Annotated in this window: 10 protein-coding genes; 5 read left to right on the top strand and 5 right to left on the bottom strand. The window is 41.8% G+C overall.

The window, feature by feature from the left end:
• Position 1: 1 nt before the first annotated feature.
• Both L1266_RS07675 and L1266_RS07680 read right to left on the bottom strand, forming a co-directional pair.
• Entirely contained in the window at positions 2–1,120 is a 1,119-nt protein-coding gene (locus L1266_RS07675; protein ID WP_235377215.1) for an SIS domain-containing protein, read from the bottom strand.
• A gap of 23 nt (positions 1,121–1,143) precedes the next feature.
• On the bottom strand, positions 1,144–2,409 hold the full coding sequence (locus L1266_RS07680) for a D-tagatose-bisphosphate aldolase, class II, non-catalytic subunit (protein WP_054552755.1): 1,266 nt from the start codon (positions 2,407–2,409) through the stop codon (positions 1,144–1,146).
• A 273-nt stretch (positions 2,410–2,682) separates the two neighbouring features.
• Between L1266_RS07680 and L1266_RS07685 the strand changes: the two genes are divergently transcribed.
• On the top strand, positions 2,683–4,143 hold the full coding sequence (locus L1266_RS07685; protein WP_235377216.1) for a Gfo/Idh/MocA family protein: 1,461 nt from the start codon (positions 2,683–2,685) through the stop codon (positions 4,141–4,143).
• Positions 4,144–4,291: 148 nt separating this feature from the next.
• Here L1266_RS07685 and L1266_RS07690 read toward each other — a convergent pair whose 3' ends face one another.
• The 3 genes from L1266_RS07690 to L1266_RS07700 all read right to left on the bottom strand — a co-directional run bounded on the left by L1266_RS07690 (position 4,292) and on the right by L1266_RS07700 (position 9,783).
• Complete coding sequence (locus L1266_RS07690) at positions 4,292–6,970, bottom strand: M14 family metallopeptidase (protein ID WP_235377217.1); 2,679 nt, start codon at positions 6,968–6,970, stop codon at positions 4,292–4,294.
• Between the two features lie 139 nt (positions 6,971–7,109).
• Positions 7,110–9,317: a S46 family peptidase gene (locus tag L1266_RS07695; RefSeq protein WP_235377218.1), complete on the bottom strand. Its 2,208-nt coding sequence runs from the start codon at positions 9,315–9,317 to the stop codon at positions 7,110–7,112.
• A 223-nt stretch (positions 9,318–9,540) separates the two neighbouring features.
• Positions 9,541–9,783, bottom strand: coding sequence for a YdcH family protein (locus L1266_RS07700; RefSeq protein WP_054552759.1), 243 nt, complete (start codon positions 9,781–9,783; stop codon positions 9,541–9,543).
• A 226-nt stretch (positions 9,784–10,009) separates the two neighbouring features.
• Here L1266_RS07700 and L1266_RS07705 point away from each other — a divergent pair, with 226 nt between their 5' ends.
• The 4 genes from L1266_RS07705 to katG all read left to right on the top strand — a co-directional run bounded on the left by L1266_RS07705 (position 10,010) and on the right by katG (position 17,473).
• Positions 10,010–10,639 carry a response regulator transcription factor gene (locus L1266_RS07705; RefSeq protein WP_054552760.1) on the top strand — a complete coding sequence of 210 codons (630 nt, stop codon included), beginning with the start codon at positions 10,010–10,012 and terminating at the stop codon, positions 10,637–10,639.
• Positions 10,626–12,185: an MASE1 domain-containing protein gene (locus tag L1266_RS07710; protein ID WP_235377219.1), complete on the top strand. Its 1,560-nt coding sequence runs from the start codon at positions 10,626–10,628 to the stop codon at positions 12,183–12,185. Before L1266_RS07705 ends, L1266_RS07710 begins: the two co-directional genes overlap by 14 nt.
• A gap of 119 nt (positions 12,186–12,304) precedes the next feature.
• Positions 12,305–15,070: a S9 family peptidase gene (locus L1266_RS07715; RefSeq protein WP_235377220.1), complete on the top strand. Its 2,766-nt coding sequence runs from the start codon at positions 12,305–12,307 to the stop codon at positions 15,068–15,070.
• 189 nt (positions 15,071–15,259) lie between these two features.
• Positions 15,260–17,473, top strand: coding sequence for a catalase/peroxidase HPI (katG, locus tag L1266_RS07720; RefSeq protein ID WP_235377221.1), 2,214 nt, complete (start codon positions 15,260–15,262; stop codon positions 17,471–17,473).
• Positions 17,474–17,536: the final 63 nt, after the last annotated feature.

Raw genomic sequence — 17,536 nt, forward strand, 5'->3', positions numbered from 1 at the left:
TCTAACAAGAAGTTAACGGGTAAATAGTTACCCCTTGTACAACACGGTTAACTTCGCCCGTTGGGCAAGGATTGTCAGGTGTTAAACCGAGTGAGATTGATTTAAAAAATGCAAAAATCTGACAATAAACAATATAATACAGACCTTGCCACACATCATCCAGCGGTTGCTGCTTTGTACCTACCGATAATTTTTCTATGCGCAGGCATTGCTGTTCATTGACTAATTCATTATATAAATCAGTATCATATAAACTGCTGTATAGATTTCCTGATGACATCAATAGTACGGCAGTTTTGGTATTAATAATGGTTTTCGGGCCATGCCTAAAACCCAAAGGCGTTTCAAAATAACTAATTAATTCACCATTTGTTAACTCTAAACACTTTAATGCAGCTTCTTTGGCGTAGCCAAGTAAAGACCCGGCTCCTAAAAACACTAAGCGCTCAACGTTACTTTGTGCAAAACGCTTAATGTCATCAATTTGCGTATCGAGTAGCTGATTAGTATGCGCCACAACTTTTTCTAATTGAACGCTATCTGGAGTAAAAATACACAGTGTTGAAATCAGCATTGAGGTAAAGCTACTTGTCATTGCAAAGCTCTCATCAAGTGTTTCTTTTGGCATTATCACACTTAAGCTATTGCTTTTAACTGATGCGCTTTTAGCTAACTCACCGTTTTCATTACAGGTAATAACCAAGTGATAACATTTTTCAACGACTTGCTCTGCAATATCGACCGCTGCGACACTTTCAGGGCTATTTCCAGAGCGCGCATAAGAAATAAGTAAGGTTGGCGTGCCCTTTTGTAAAAAACCATATGGGTTTGAGACAATATCAGTGGTGCTGACAGCACATACGTCCAAATCGGTTTTCGCAGTTAAATGCGGTGTTAAAGCCTCGCCCACATAAGCTGATGTACCAGCGCCTGTTAAAACAACTTTTAAGTTATTAAGTGCTAAAATCGGCGCTAAAAAATCATTAATCTCAGCTCGCTTGTTATCAATCACTGTTGCCGTATTACACCATGATTTGGGTTGTTGTGTGATTTCTCTTGCGGTCCAATAAGCGTTCTGTTGCTTAAGTTCTGTTTCGTTTAAGGATAAAAACTGTGTCATATTAAATTCTCTCTCAACACCACTTATTGATTACAAGCAAGCGAATAGCTATTCGTCACTTCCATTATTTTGTTAAGTACTAACTCACGCGGTGATGAGTTAATTTGGCCCTTAGTTAATGCTTTGTATTGCATTGGCATAAATTGGCTAAGTAAGGTCTGTGGAATAATTTGCCCTTCTAAGTTCTCAAACAGCGTTTCTACTGTTTGTTTTATCTCATCTTCAGGCCAGTAATAACGGATGCGATCGCTATAACTATAAGCCCTAAACAGCTTAGCTTCAGCACCCTGCGATGGGTAAAACTTATTCCAATAATGTGGTTTTTCTAGCATGATGCGCTCACAGACATCACGTAAATTAGAACGCTTAGCAGGTTCAACTAACTGATCTTCAATATAAGTTAAAGCAAATAAACCTTCGCGTAGTGCATAGGTAAGCTGTGGCCCCACTTTTAATATGGCAAAGTGATCTTGTACTAACTCGCGATAGCAATGATCTGGCTGGTAATCAGTAGAGTGAGCTTCATACACAAGATTATCGACAGTAGTGATAAACTCTTTCAGTTTTTGCGCTTCATTACGTTGGTAATTAAAAACTTGATGATTATCAAACTCAACCCCTGGCTGCACAACAACAGCAATAACACGCGACCACACGTCACTTATGTTTAAGCTAGCAAATGCTGCCTGATGTAATTCGATTGTTTGCTGTACCCCTTCAACATGGGATACTTCAATAATTTCATGCTCTTCTGTTGCCCCACCCGGAGGGGGAACTTCAGTACCAACCACATAAAGAATATCGTTATCTTTTGAGACCGACTCGGCAGCTTGGCACATCAATGCTGCACGCTTGGCAATTTCTGCATCAGCTAAACGTTCTCCATCGTCAGCGCATGGCATACTGGCATCTAGATGAATTTTTTTAAAACCCGCACTCGCATAGGCTTTAACAAGTTCAACAGCTTTTACCATCGCAACCTCTGCAGGCTCATTCACCCAACACACAGGACCTAAGTGATCACCACCTAAAATAATGCGCTGGGTATCTAAACCCACTTTTTCGGCTATTGCATAAACAAATTCAACAAAGTCATGAGGCTTCATACCCGTGTAGCCACCAAACTGATTAACTTGGTTTGCCGTAGCTTCAATTAAAATTTCAGTGTCATCATTAAGAGCTTGCAACATCGCTGCTTCGATAACGAGTGGATGCGCGCAGCATACAGAGTAAATTCCCTGCGCTTGCCCTACTCGATTGTTATTAATAATCGTTTTTAATGCATTCATGGTTCTCTCCAAGCAGCTTACATCAAAGGTTAGATACGTGATTTGAAATTACAGTAGCACACAGCGAAACACCACGCAACAAAATGAAAGAAAACGAAAGTTCAAATCAAAGCTGAAATTTGACCTAAAAAACCATAAAAAGGCATTAAGGGTAATACAGCTACCAATTTGAAAGATTTTGAAAGCATTTAATTGTAATTAACTTTTAGTTGCGATATAACAGAAACAACTGAAACCCACTATTAAAATAATCTCAGTGATTTAGGTATCGTTATGACAATAGATAGACGTAGTTTTTTAAAATCTGCCGCAGCCATTACCGCCGCGACAGTCGTGACTGGCTGTGCGAAAAGCCAACAAGGTGATAATCAAAGCACACCTCTTGCAGCGCAAGGTAAAAGCGTAATGGGCTTAGCTGTGCCTGCAATGGATGTGGTGCGTGTTGGTTTTATCGGGGTTGGTCAACGTGGTAGCGGCCATGTGAAACATCTTTGCCATATTGAAGGTGTTGAAATCAAAGCTATTTGCGACACAGATAAGCTAATGCTAGATAAGTCTGTTAATTATGTTATTGAAAAAGGCTTACCTAAACCAACTGCTTATACGGGTTCAGATAAAGCCTATTTAGACATGCTCGCTCGTGATGACATCGACATTGTGATCATTTCAACGCCTTGGAAATGGCACACACCGATGAGTGTTGAGACCATGGAAAGTGGTAAACATGCCTTTGTTGAAGTACCTGCAGCAACCACCATGGAAGAGTGTTGGCAATTAGTAAACACCGCAGAGCGCACGCAAAAGAACTGCATGATGATGGAAAACGTTAACTACGGCCGTGACGAGTTAATGGTTTTAAACATGGTTCGTAAAGGCGTATTTGGTGAGTTATTGCATGGTGAAGCAGCTTATATTCATGACTTGCGTTGGCAAATGAAAGAAATTGACCGCAGCACAGGCTCATGGCGTACTTATTGGCATACCAAAGTAAACGGTAACTTATACCCAACCCATGGTTTAGGCCCGGTTTCTCAGTATATGAACATCAACCGTGGTGACCGCTTTGACTTTGTTATTTCAGTCAGCTCACCTGCGCTTGGCCGCGCCGCCTATGCAGAACGTGAATTCCCTGCAGGCCACGAGCGTCGTTCACTAAAATTTACTGCTGGCGACATGAATACCAGCATTATTAAAACAGTGAAAGGTCGTAGCATTATGGTTCAGCACGACACCACAAGCCCTCGCCCGTACAGCCGCCATAACCTAATTCAAGGTACTAATGGCACATTTGCAGGATTCCCTAATCGTATTGCTCTTGAAGATGTGCCACCAGCTATCGCGAAAATTTACCAACAGCAATATGAAGCAGAGCTCGCTGCCTGGGAGAAAGCAGGTTCACAGGGTCGTAAGCCACATATGCAAAACTTCCATAGCTGGGATCAAGATATGGAAAAATGGCGTGCTGAGTTTGATCATCCACTGTGGAAACGCATGGGTGAAGAAGCAGTACGTAACGGTGGCCACGGCGGTATGGACTTCATTATGCTTTGGCGCATGATCTACTGCTTACGCAATAATGAGCCACTCGATCAAGATGTATACGATGCCGCAGCATGGTCATCAATCTTCCCGCAAAGTATGGCATCGGTTGCAGATAGAAGTAACAGTAAAACAATTCCAGACTTTACCCGTGGCGCTTGGCAAACAGGTAAGCCTCTAGGAATTGTGTCTTAACACTTTCTCTCCTGAAAAACTAAAAGCCCGCCCTTTGCCCTGCGGGCTTTTTTATTTCATTGTTCACTCCCTTTAGAGCTTTACTCTATAAAACTTTACCCACAAAAAAGCCCGCAACGTCAGCGGGCTTTTTAATTAGGCCTTTAGCTTACTGAGCATGTGCTGCAGCGCGGAAAATCGTGTTAGCTAAAAGTACATTCATGCCCTCAAGGTAGGCGCGGTAGGTTGGTGATTGTGTAAAGCCTATTACCATGCCTTTGCCTTGCGGTTGATGAACAAGCAATGGCTTATACGCAAGCTGTGCTTTATTTTGCTGCCACATATAACCACTTGCTAGCACATCATCTTTACCTGTAAACCACGCTAGGTTTTTACCTGAGTTCAGTGTTATAGGCGTGTAAATATCATTACCGTAAGCTACCGCAACAAGGTCTTTATCAACCCCAGCGGTTAACCAGTGCTCTTGGTCTACTTCAACATTAGCAAGTACACCGGCTACATAGTCTGGCGATGTATGTGGCTCAATGCTCGCTGCTTTTAAATCATCACGAGAAGCGAATAACTGCCCTGCCACTTTACTGCTTTTATCATCGCTGCTGTCGGCTTTATCTTCTCGGTAAGCTTGCTCGCGTTTAACATCTAACAAACCGTAATCAGCGTTGGTGGTAAAACGGTTAGCATTACCGAGGGCAATCAACACGCCACCTGCTTCAACCCAGCTTTTTAAATTAGTCGCGCCCGATTTACCGAGTGCTTGCTCGTAATTACCTTCTGGTAAAATAAGCACTTGGTAATCACTTAAATCAGCCCAAGCAAGCATGGGTGTGCGAATAGCTGTCACCGGGTAGCCAAGCTGTCTTTCGATAACAAAACGAGTGTTACCGGCGCTTAGCTCTCGAGTGGCTGCATCCCATGCAATCGCCACTTTTGGTGCTACCATAGGCACTGTTTTGTTACTACCAAAGCTTGGGCCTTCAATCACCCAACTTGAATCAACACCATCAACTATTGCACCAGTTTGCTCGGCAATTTGGCTAATTTTAGTCAGTAAGTCTTTATCGTTTAGGCGCTTTTCGATTACTAAGCTACCCGCTGGGTAGTTAGTTTTATCACCTAATACAAATGCTTGGTCAGCACTTTTCAGTTTAATGCCAGCTTGCAGTGCTGCTGTTAAAAAGCGTGCTGCGGCCGTATCACCCCAAGCAACAATATAAGCCACTGAGGCTTCTGGATTATTCACTTTACCAAGCAATGTGTCGTCGGCCTGAACCGCTTTACTATCTGCGCTAACTGCGCGACCACAACTATCGCTATCAACATTAAACATCATCGGCAGCGACCAACCTGTGACATCGTAAATTTCATCACCTAGGTTACGAGCGCGGCGTCTTTCTTGCTCTTTTACAAAAGCCTCTGCCATATCTACTTGGTCAGTAAAGGTGGTACGTACAAATACCCCGCGTGGCTGTGCAGTATCAATAAAATAGCTGCCTGCTTTGTACTTAACGCCACAGGCTTTGAAGTCTTCAGTTGCTTGTTTAACTTCAACACCATGTTCAGCCATTAAGGTTGCGAGTCTATGAGCGCCTTCACGGTTACTTTGTTTAGGTAAGATATAAACACGCTCTTTGCTATCTTTACCCGAATCAATCGCATCAACTTGATATTGATAAAAGTCACCTAGTAGTTTTTCACGTTGATTGGCAGCCCCTTCGGCAGTCGAAATTGAGGCCACAAACTGACGCTTTACAGTATTAAAATAGGTGAGTAGTTCGCCGGTATTTTTCTCAAAAACATGGCCACGCGCAGAGCCTACTTCGTAAGTTGATGCTGATGCACCATAAAATACTGGCCAGCTATCACCGTAGCCTGGGTAAAAGGCATCAAAAATTTCACGGGTAAAGTAATCAAAGCCAAATTCATCAAAATACTTCGCATGATTTTGCCCAATCGCATCCATGTTGGCGATTTGAGTTTTCGTCATATGCGGATTAAATGGCTGAGCAGCCGGTGCAAAGTAGTAAGATTGGTCGCCGCCCATTTCATGAATATCAACCACTACTTGCGGTTTATATTTATTGATTGCAGCCACTCGGCCTTTACTTTCAGGTTGAGTAAGTGCTAACCAATCGCGGTTCATATCAAACAAATAATGATTTGTTCGGCCTCTTGGCCACGGCTCATTATGCTCTGCACTTAACCTATCTGCACTGTGCTCAAGACCTACGGTCGCATAATAACGAGTAACAAAGCGCTCACGACCATCAGGATTTTGTAGTGGATCGATAAACATCACGGTGTTATCTAAAATTTTGCTGTTAACGGCATCATTCGGGGCTGCTAGTAAGTGATATGCAGTGAATAGAGCAGCATCGGTTGAGCTAATTTCATTACCGTGCACGGCATACTGAAGCCACACAGACGTCGGTAAATTTTTAATTAGCGACTTAGCTTCTTTTTCAGAGGTGATACGTGGATCAGCCAAGGCTTGGGTGTTATTGGCGAGAGTTTCTAATGAGCGAATATGCTCCGCAGTGCCAACCACCGCATAAACCAGTTCACGACCTTCCCAGCTGTTTGCGTACTTAAACACTTTAATACGATCAGGCGCAGCTTGTTCAAGTGCGCTTAAATAACGGCGCATATCGTTGTAATTGGTAATGCGCTCACCTACATCGTATCCAAGTACTTGTTTAAATGTTGGTATTTGCTGATTATAAGCCGTGCCCGGCCACATTGCTTCGGTATTCGCTGCACTGGCATTAAAGCTTGCCGTTATTGCCACAACACTCACTGAAATGGCTTTTATTATTTGTTTGGCGCTCATTATTTTTCCCAAGTAAAAGTATCTGCTTTGTACATTACAAAAGTATTGAAAATAAACAAATTAAAAACGTTAGATTGGCAAAAATTAAAGACATAAAAAAACCGCAGCAATTGCTGCGGTTATTTTCAAAATAGCAGGGCTATTTAACTAAGGTCATTTCATCAAGTAGGTAACCTGCGTTATCAACTTCTTCCATTAACCAAAGCATGTATCGAATATCAACGTGAATAGCACGGGTGATTTTGGCGTTAAAGTACCAATCTTTGGTGATTGATTCATAAGTCGAGTCAAAATTAAGACCCACTAATTCACCTTTACCATTCATGACTGGCGAACCTGAGTTACCCCCTGTGGTATCAGCGCTACTTAAAAAGTTGACTGGTACTGAGTTAACTTCAAGAGGTTTAGCCGCTTGTGATTCACAACCAAAGCTGAATAAGCTACAACTTACGCCTGGTAGACCTAAGTCACCACGGTAATACGCGCCAAATGCTTGCTTTTTGTATGCTTCAAGTACTTTATCGGTAACAACAAATGGTTTTTCACCTGTGTGTTTAGCCACTAAACCACGTAGTGATGTAAATGGCGTTTTATACACAGCATCTGCCGCTGGGTAACCATCAACTTGTGCGTAGCTTACGCGTAATGTGCCATTTGCATCTGGGTAAACTGGCTTACCTTTAGCATTATTGAAAGCGATCACGGCTTGCATATACTGCGGGCGAATTTCAGCTAAACGACCCGCCATTTCTTTTTCGTCAGCTTCTTGTGCCATGTTGGTATCGTATAGAGCAACAGCAAGCTTTATGAATGGGTCGTTTGATGCTTCAAACTCTGCGACAGATTTACCAATCCAGTTAACACGTGCTTCTACATCTGTAAGCTCTGTATTAGCATAAAAAGAAGCAATAATCGCATCAAGTTCAGCTTGTGTTGTGGTATCTGTAATACCTAAGCCGTCGTTTAATGCCGCAACTTGCGCTGCTTTATCTTGCGCTAAATAGTTACCTAAGTAGCTTAACCATAAGGCTTTATCGACTTCAGGCGTAAACTGTTTTTGTAAACGCTCTAAACGCGCTTTAAGCATAGGAAGATCGCGCTCTTGATAACCCATTTCGCGCTCTGCATTTGGTTTTTCACTTTCTTTAGCTAAACGATATAAACGAATTGCCGTGCTTAGTAAGTCTGCGCGTTTTGCATAATCAAAGTAAAAATGGCTTTGTTGCTGTGCATGTGCTTCAACTAATAATGACTTTAATGCGTGATATGAATCTGCGTATGCTTTACGTTCAGCACTTTGTGCAAACCAAGCGAGGTACTCTTGCTCTTGCGCAGCTTTAATACCCGGAATATCCGTTACTTTAAAGCCATCTTGTAAGCCTTCCAGTTTCTTTAAACGGTTGTTAGTGCTTTTTACACGAGAAGCATATTTAACTTGTGCTTGCTCATCGCCTTCGCTCTGCTTGGCGATTACGTCTAGGGTCATGTTATAAGTATTAAGCAATGTTGGGTAATACCAACTCGCTGAATAATTTACTTCGTCTGCAAGTTTATAGCGGCTAGTGCGACCCGGATAACCCGCCACCAGCACACCATCACCTAAGCTTACGCCGCTTGCATTCACTTTTAAGAACGACTTTGGCTCATAAGGTACGTTATCTTCGCTGTAATCTGCAGGCTTACCATCTTTACCAACGTAACCACGTACAAAAGTAAAATCAGCCGTGTGACGTGGGTATTCAAAGTTATCGATGTCACCGCCAAAGTTACCCAGCGCTTCTGCCGGAGCATACACTAAGCGCACATCTTTGATCATCAGTTGTTTGATCATGAAGTACTCTAAGCCATGGTGGAAATCACGCACGGTACAACGATAGTTAGGATCTGACTCACACTCGCTGATCAAGGCTTTGCGGTTTGCTTGAATTGCTTCATAACGCGCTTTGCCGTGTAGTTCTGCAGGTAAGTTACCCAGTACGCGCTCAGTAACATCATCCACTTGTTCAGTTACATACAAACGCTCTTGCGGGCCTGCAGGTAGCTCTTTTGATAAATCAGCTGCTAAAAAACCTTTTTCAATTAAGTTGTTTTCTGGTGTGCTGTTATTTTGAATCGCGCCATAAGCACAGTGATGATTAGTTACCGCTAAGCCTTTTGGTGACACAAATGACGCTGAACAATAGCCTAAACCAACCACTGCATTGAGTGGGTATTGGTTAAGATCTGCCACTTGTGATGCCGGTAATTCAATACCAACGCGGTCAAACTCGCTTTGTAATTGTTTTAATTGATGCGGTTGCCACTGCCCTTCATCAGCGTGCGCGCTACCGACAGCGACAACACCCATGAGTGCTAATGAAGTTGTAATAATATTTTTTTAATCATGTTAATCCTAGTCAGTGCAAAGCACTATTCCATTGTTGCCTTAGAAAATCGCGCTAAGACTACCATAACCTTGATTGACTCAAGACATATTGCGATTAAATACAATTGGAGAGTAAAAATAGAGGGGAGAAAAAGCTCCTACCGTAAGAATGCAGTAAGCAGGAGCATTAGCTTCGATTCAATTATTAAGCATTGGCTTTTAAAAGGTCATAAAGTTCATCTTTAAGCACGGCGCGTTGATGCTTTTTTTCATGCATATCCGCATCTTCAATCGGCGAGTTTTGCAATTCAAGCTCACGAATTTCTTTATCCATATCATCATAACGCTGCATGGTTTTCTTGAAATGAGCATCGTGTTTCGCAAGGCTGTGGATTAGTTCATTAAACTCAGGGAATTCATTCAATAACGAGTGTTTCTCACCTAACATGGGCAACTCCTTTAGCTAGAATTTCAGTTCAATTTCAATGTATCACCCTAACATACAGAGTCAATGTCGCAACCTTGTCCAAGATCAATAACACAGCGATTCATACAAGTTTCTGAAACTCATGGAATAAGCAACAAAGAAGATGTAGTTCGCACAAAATTCTAAGAATTATTCCTAGACATAACCATTTGAATTAAAGATATAATCAAATTTGATGGAGGGAAACATGCGTATTGGTATTATTGAAGATCACCAACTAGTAAGGGATAGCTTTAAAAAGTTACTAGAACTACAACAGGAGTGGCAGGTAATTATTGAAACCTGCACGGTTAGCGAAGCTAAACTTGCCGTTGAAATTGAACAACCTGATATTTTTATAGTTGATATTTCAATGCATGAAGGAGAAACTGGCCTAGCATTTTTAAGCTACTTAAATAGTTACTACCCTGAAATTAAAACAATTGTTGCCTCCATGTATGACTACGAGCCTTATGTAAGCAACGCTCTTAGCTTGGGCGCGCAAGGTTACGTCTCTAAACGTTCAGCATCAGAAGCCTTAATCGACGCTGTCAATTCTGTAATTAAGGGCGGCAGGTATATAAGTGAAGATGTGAAGTTTAACTATAAAGACCCTTCTAATAAACTCGCTTTACTAACACCAAGAGAAAAGGAAGCTTTACCTCTATTTGCAAAAGGGCTTAACGCAAAACAAGTGGCGCAACAGTTAGACATGATGCCTAAAACTGCTCATGTGCATAAGGCTAATATTTACCAAAAACTTAAAGTATCTAACTCGTTCGATTTACTCAAAATTGCAATAGATAATGGACTCATTGCGCTTGATGAACTGGCATAATTTTCCTTTCGTGAATGTATCTGTAAACCAAGCTTTTGCTGAGTTTACAAAACAAGCTCTAGTCGCTGTTATTTACTTTGTTACCTTATGCTTTTCTTCTTGGGTAAGTAATCATTTAGAAACGGTGGCGCAAAGTAGCGCCATATTCTTGCCTGCGGGAGTTAAGCTCGCTTTTTTTATTATCTTCCCAATTAGGTTTTGGCCAATTCTTTGGTTTAGCTCAAGGCTTTATGCTGCTTATATCGGCATGTTTTATAACGATGCTTGGCACTTCGATTTATTACATGGCTTTTGGCAAGAAGCTACCTACATGATAATAGTACACTGCTTTAAAGAAAGTCGCTGGCCACCCAAGATCGATGCTAATACCGGCGTTATCTCAATCGTTTTGTTGGCTACTTCAACAGCCGCTATCAAGTGGTTTTTGTTTGCTAGTGCTTTTGAGTTCACTACATGGTTAGCTGGTAAGCAGTTATTACAATACCAACTCAATATGACCCTAGGTGATTTAACAGGGACACTACTCGTTGCGCCAATATTGCTAAGTATTAAGGAAAGCTATAAACATAAAATTACGCTAAACAACTATTTACTCGTAATTGCGCTGTTAGCCCTGACCATAGTTTACCTTGCAGCCTATATACATAGGCCTGACCTATATTCTCTGCTACGCTTGTTCTCTTTACTGCCTATTCTTTGGTTTTCTTATAAGTTTGCTACAACAGGTGCTATTTTGAGTGCTTTACTCAGCAATAGTCTAATTGTTGTACAGGCAGGCATCCAACAAGATGCAACGAATACTTATATAAGTCAGTTATTTATCTTAGCAAACTCAATTACTGGGCTTTTAATTGGTACTGCAACAAATGAACTCAAATTAAAAAACGCTGAATTACAACAAAGCAATGAACAACTTTCTCAATTACTTGCTAAAAACAAACAACTTGCAAAACGGATGGTTACAATCCAAGAAGACGAACGCAAATATCTGTCTCAAGAATTACATGACGAATTAGGGCAAAATCTCACAGCGCTAAAAACAGATTTAGCAGTATTATCACTCTCACAACAAAACAGCAATAATTCAATCATTGCTACCCTTAGAGAAAATGCCAAAGCTATGTATGACTCTGTGTATCAAATTATGCATCATTTGAGACCGAGAGAGCTTGACGAGTTAGGCCTTGAACACGCTCTAAAAAATGGCAAATTAAAATCCCTATTAAATAAAGCTGATATCGAGTATCAAACGAACTTAGATATCAACAGTACCTTGGCTGATGAACACCAAACGGCTATTTACAGAATCTGCCAAGAAGCTGTTACCAATTGCATTAAACACAGCAGCGCCTCACAATTATTAGTTCAGTTGAGTGTAAATAAACAAGCCATAGATCTCTTAATTAAAGATAATGGTGAGCAAGTGCGTAACAACGCAGAATCTGGTGGCTATGGCCTTTTATTTATTGAAGAGCGAGTGCTTGCTTTAGGTGGTAAGTTTAGTTTTGACACGCAGGGTGGCTTCACTATTAAAGTATCTTTTTAACTTCATGTATTAGAGTTACGTAACCAACGTGATAAATATGCGATTTATCGTTTCTACTCGAATTGTTTATTAAAAACGCTACACTGGGTGCGTCAATTTAAAAACAACGAGAAAGATGAATGAAAGCGCAATTATCACTTTTGAGCTTAGCCTTGGTGACAAGCCTTGGTAGTGCACAGATTAGTGCGAAAGAAGCTCTGCAATTTAAAGACGTGTTTGATTTTAAATACGCAAAAGGCACCCAACTTTCTGAAGATGGCCAAATTCTTAGCTTTAGTGCCGACCCTTATCGCGGTAATGCACAAGGTCAGGTTTATACATTAAACAACAACACCCTACTAACTAGCGTTGAGCGCGGTACTCGCCCAACTATTAATAAAGCAGCAAACTGGGTGGCTTTTACTCAGGTACCAAGCTTACTTGAAAAAGAAACCACCAAGAAAAAAGGTGAGCTAAAGAACAACCTTGTTTTAGTGAATACTAAAAGTGGTGAGCAACAGACCTTTAACGATGTAAAAGACTATGTATTATCGGATGATGGTGCATGGCTTGCTTACCGACTCGATAAAAAAGCAGATAAAAAAGCAGATAAAAAAGACAGCGAAGAAAAAGACGAAAACAGCAGCGAAATCAAGCCAGACAAAAAAGATAAAAGCTTTGATTTAGTGCTTGTTAACCTTCAAGACAAAACCACGCACACTCTCAACAACGTATTCAGCTATGCGATGAGCAGTACCGGTGAGCAGTTATTAGCAAGCCAAAGCTACAGTGATGGTGCCGACAACCAAGTTGTATTAGTTAACCTTAATAATGACTTTAAAACTAGTGTGTTGATCGATGAGCCAGGTGTTGTGGCAAACAAAATTGCTTGGCAGCCAAACAGCAATACCGCAGCGCTGTTAATTGGCAATTATGTGAATGATGATACTCGTCGTCGTGATCACAGCTTACAGCTTTTACAAAACGGGGCGCTTTCAACTATTAATTCTGCAGATAGCAGTTGGACTATAGGCAAAACAGCATCGCTAAAATGGTCTGAAGATGGTGCTCGTTTATACTTTGAAAACCACCCTAAACTCGCTGCAAAAGTTGCCCTAAAAGAATACAAAGATGAAGCCTCTTTATATGATTTCGATACCATTCGCGACCAAAAGGGCCTTAACGTTTGGCACAACAAAGACGCTGAAATTAAGCCTCGCGAAGAGCAGCAATGGAACAAAGCAAATAAGCTTCGTCACTACCAAGCGGTATATCATGTAAATGGTCAGCACGTTGTGCAGTTGAGCACACCGAACATGCCAGAGGTTTCGCTTAATACTCATCGTGAAGCGCTATTAGGCTATTCAGACCGACCTTACCTAGAACGTGTTATGTATGGTGGTTTTTACGCAGATTATTTCAGTGTTGATGTTAAAACCGGTAAACAAACCGCTATCGTCAGCGACTATCCGTTTAGACCAAGCCTTGCGCCAAATGGGCAATTTGCAGCATTTTTCCAAGACAGCCAAGTGCAGCTTAAAGATTTAGGTAACAACAAGGTTTCGACCTTATCTAAAGCAATTAACGCTATTTTTGCTGATGATAAACATGACTACCCGTCACCTCAGCCGGGTTATGGTTTTGCTGGCTGGTCAAACGATAGCAGCCAAGTGCTGGTTTACAGTAAATTTGATATTTGGGCTTTTGATGTCGCAACACAAAAAGCAACGCGCCTAACTCAAGGTAAAGAAAGCAATACCCAATATCGTGTTATTAAACTAGATAAAGACCAAGTGGGCTTTGCCAAAGACGAAACATTATTGCTAAGTGCAAAGAACCTGCAAGATAAGCAAACTGAAATTGCCAAACTTGATTTAACAAGCAATAAAGTAAGCAAAGTACTTTCGGGTAAAAAGCGCTTTGATGTAGTGAAAAAGGCGAAAAATGCCGATAAATATCTCTTTACTGCACAAACATATCAGCAATTCCCTGATTACTACCAAGCTGATTTTAGCTTCAAAAAGCCACAGCGTGTTACCAACCTCAACCCACAAATTAGCAACTTTGCATGGGGCGAAAAACCTGAGCTTATTAGCTATAAAGGGTTTGATGGTGAAGATTTACAAGGCGTATTAATTAAGCCTGCGGGCTACAAAAAAGGCGATAAGGTGCCAGTGGTTGTGTACTTCTACCGCTATATGAGCCAACGCATGTATGACTTCCCGAAAATGGAATTAAATCATCGTCCTAACTTCCCGATGTTTACTTCAAATGGTTATGCGATTTTCTTACCTGATATCCGTTTTGAAATTGGTCATCCGGGTAAATCGTCAACCCAAACGATGATCAACGCCACTCAAAAGTTGATTGATTTAGGCATTGCTGATCCAAATAAAATTGGTTTACAAGGTCACTCATGGGCAGGCTACCAAAGTGCCTTTATGATCACGCAGACAGATATGTTTAAGGCGGTTGTATCGGGTGCGCCAGTATCTAACATGACCAGTGCATACAGCGGTATTCGCTTAAAATCAGGTCTTGCTCGTCAGTTCCAATACGAAACAGGGCAAAGCCGCATTGGTAAAACGTTATTCGAAGCGCCAGAGCTATACATCGAAAACTCACCGGTGTTCTTCGCTGATAAAGTGAATACCCCAATTCTGATTATGTTTGGCGACAAAGATGATGCTGTGCCATGGCACGAAGGTGTTCAATACTACCTAGCACTTCGTCGTGCGGGTAAAGATGCCACCTTCTTACAATACGAAGGTGAACCACATCACCTGAAGAAATTCCCTAACCAAGTGGATTTCTCAGTACGCATGATGGAATATTTTGATCACTACTTAAAAGGCAAACCAGCCGCTGAGTGGATCAAAAACGGCGTACCCTTTATTGAAGAATAAGCAACAAGCTGAATTTAAGCTTACTGCACACCTCCCCTAGAGCCAGCATTTTCGCTGGCTTTGTTCTATAAAATCAATTAAACCATCTGTTTTTTCGATTTTATCAATCGATTTAAACCCCAGTTTGTAAGTGGAAAGTTAACCTGAACAAATCTATATTTCACCCAACTTCTAACTGGAGACTACACAATGTTTAAAAAATCAACGTCAGCTTTGTCTAAAGTAGCTGTTGCGGTATCACTGTTGGTGGCAACAGGCGTACAAGCTACAAACGACATCAAATCAAACCAATTCTGGTGGCCAGAGCAATTAGATCTTAGCCAACTTCGTGCCCATGGTGCAGAGTCTGATCCTATGGGTCCTTACTTTGATTACAAAAAAGAATTCTTAAAGTTAGACCTAAACGCAGTGAAAGCTGATATTGAGAAAGTATTGACTGATTCTCAAGATTGGTGGCCTGCTGACTACGGTCACTATGGTCCATTCTTCATCCGTATGGCGTGGCACGCATCAGGTACTTACCGTACGTTTGATGGTCGTGGTGGCGCAGGCGGTGGTCAACAACGTTTCGACCCGCTAAATAGCTGGCCTGATAACGCAAACCTTGATAAGGCACGTCGTTTACTTTGGCCTATAAAACAAAAATACGGTCGCAGCATTTCTTGGGCTGACTTGATGGCGTTAACAGGTAACGTTGCGCTTGAATCAATGGGCTTCAAAACCTTTGGTTATGCCGGTGGTCGTGAAGACGATTGGGAACCAGATTACGTATACTGGGGCCCTGAAGGCAAAATGTTAACTGACGAACGTCGTGACAAAAAAGGCAAACTTAAAGGCCCATTAGCGGCAGTTGAGATGGGCTTAATTTATGTAAACCCAGAAGGCCCTCACGGTAACCCTGATCCACTACTAGCAGCAGAAGACATTCGTTTATCATTCGGCCGCATGGCAATGAACGATGAAGAAATCGTTGCGCTAATCGCCGGTGGTCACAGCTTTGGTAAAGCACACGGTGCGAAAAAAGCAACGTGTTTAGACAAAGAGCCAGCAGCAGCAGGTATCGAAGAGCAAGGCTTAGGTTGGAAAAACAAATGTGGTAAAGGTCACTCAGAAGATACCATCACATCAGGTCTTGAAGGTGCATGGACAGTGACACCAACACGCTGGTCAATCAACTACCTACAAAACTTATTCAGCTTTGAGTGGGTTAAAACTAAGAGCCCTGCAGGTGCGACTCAGTGGATCCCTGAAAATGGTCAAGCGTCTAACCTAGTGCCAGATGCGCACATTAAAGGTAAGCGTCATGCGCCTATCATGTTCACAACTGATATCGCGTTAAAAGCAGATCCTGAGTTCCGTAAGATTTCAGAGCGTTTCTTAAACGACCCGAAAGAGTTCGAACTGGCATTTGCTAAAGCATGGTTCAAACTAAACCACCGTGATATGGGCCCACGTGCTCGTTACCTAGGTGACCTAGTGCCAGAAGAAGTATTAATTTGGCAAGACTTCATCCCTGCGGTTGATCACAAACTAGTAGATAGCAAAGATATCGTGTCACTTAAAGCTAGCATCTTAGATTCAGGTTTATCTGTATCTGAACTAGTGCGTGTTGCTTGGGCATCAGCAGCAAGCTACCGCGACACAGATATGCGTGGTGGTGCAAACGGTGCACGTATTCGTTTTGCTCCGCAAAAAGATTGGCCGGTAAACAACCCGAAGGAAGTGGCTAAAGTACTTAGCAAACTTGAGAAAATCCAAACTAAGTTCAACAAAAAAGCATCTGGCGGTAAAGAAATTTCACTTGCAGATATGATTGTTCTTGGTGGTGCGGCTGCAATCGAAAAAGCAGCAAGCGACGCAGGTTTCTCTATCGTAGTACCGTTCAAGCCAGGCCGTATGGACGCATCATTAGAAATGACAGACGTTGAGTCATTCGAAGTACTTGAGCCAACAGCTGATGCGTTCCGTAACTACTACAGCTCAGCATGGAAATCACCGGCTGAAATGTTAGTTGAACGTGCTGATTTACTAAGCTTATCTGTACCAGAAATGACTGCACTACTAGGTGGTATGCGTGCCCTTAACGCGAATACTGACCAAACTAAACACGGTGTATTCACGAAAAAACCTGGCACATTAAGCAACGATTTCTTCGTTAACCTATTAGATATGTCAACGAAGTGGTCTAAGTCTTCTGAAGAAGGTGTTTACGAAGGCCGTGACCGTCAATCAGGCAAACTTAAGTGGACAGCAACACCAGTAGATTTAATCTTCGGTTCAAACTCAGAGCTACGTTCAATTGCTGAAGTGTATGCCTCTGACGATGCTAAACAGAAGTTCGTTGATGACTTCGTAGCAGCGTGGACTAAAGTGATGACGCTAGATCGCTTCGACCTACGTTAACCCTATATCAATCGTGTTAAGTCGATTGGTATCATATTTTCGCAACCAACAAAGCCGCTAAGT

Origin of the sequence: Pseudoalteromonas sp. Cn5-37, from assembly GCF_021532495.1 — a bacterium.
Classification (GTDB): domain Bacteria; phylum Pseudomonadota; class Gammaproteobacteria; order Enterobacterales; family Alteromonadaceae; genus Pseudoalteromonas; species Pseudoalteromonas simplex.

Excerpts from the sequence above, each read along its gene's own strand:
- L1266_RS07680 (WP_054552755.1), bottom strand. The coding sequence starts at position 2,409 with ATGAATGCATTAAAAACGATTATTAATAACAATCGAGTAGGGCAAGCG.
- L1266_RS07675 (WP_235377215.1), bottom strand. The coding sequence starts at position 1,120 with ATGACACAGTTTTTATCCTTAAACGAAACAGAACTTAAGCAACAGAAC.
- L1266_RS07700 (WP_054552759.1), bottom strand. The coding sequence starts at position 9,783 with ATGTTAGGTGAGAAACACTCGTTATTGAATGAATTCCCTGAGTTTAAT.
- L1266_RS07705 (WP_054552760.1), top strand. The coding sequence starts at position 10,010 with ATGCGTATTGGTATTATTGAAGATCACCAACTAGTAAGGGATAGCTTT.
- L1266_RS07710 (WP_235377219.1), top strand. The coding sequence starts at position 10,626 with ATGAACTGGCATAATTTTCCTTTCGTGAATGTATCTGTAAACCAAGCT.
- L1266_RS07695 (WP_235377218.1), bottom strand. The coding sequence starts at position 9,317 with ATGGGTGTTGTCGCTGTCGGTAGCGCGCACGCTGATGAAGGGCAGTGG.
- L1266_RS07715 (WP_235377220.1), top strand. The coding sequence starts at position 12,305 with ATGAAAGCGCAATTATCACTTTTGAGCTTAGCCTTGGTGACAAGCCTT.
- katG (WP_235377221.1), top strand. The coding sequence starts at position 15,260 with ATGTTTAAAAAATCAACGTCAGCTTTGTCTAAAGTAGCTGTTGCGGTA.
- L1266_RS07685 (WP_235377216.1), top strand. The coding sequence starts at position 2,683 with ATGACAATAGATAGACGTAGTTTTTTAAAATCTGCCGCAGCCATTACC.
- L1266_RS07690 (WP_235377217.1), bottom strand. The coding sequence starts at position 6,970 with ATGAGCGCCAAACAAATAATAAAAGCCATTTCAGTGAGTGTTGTGGCA.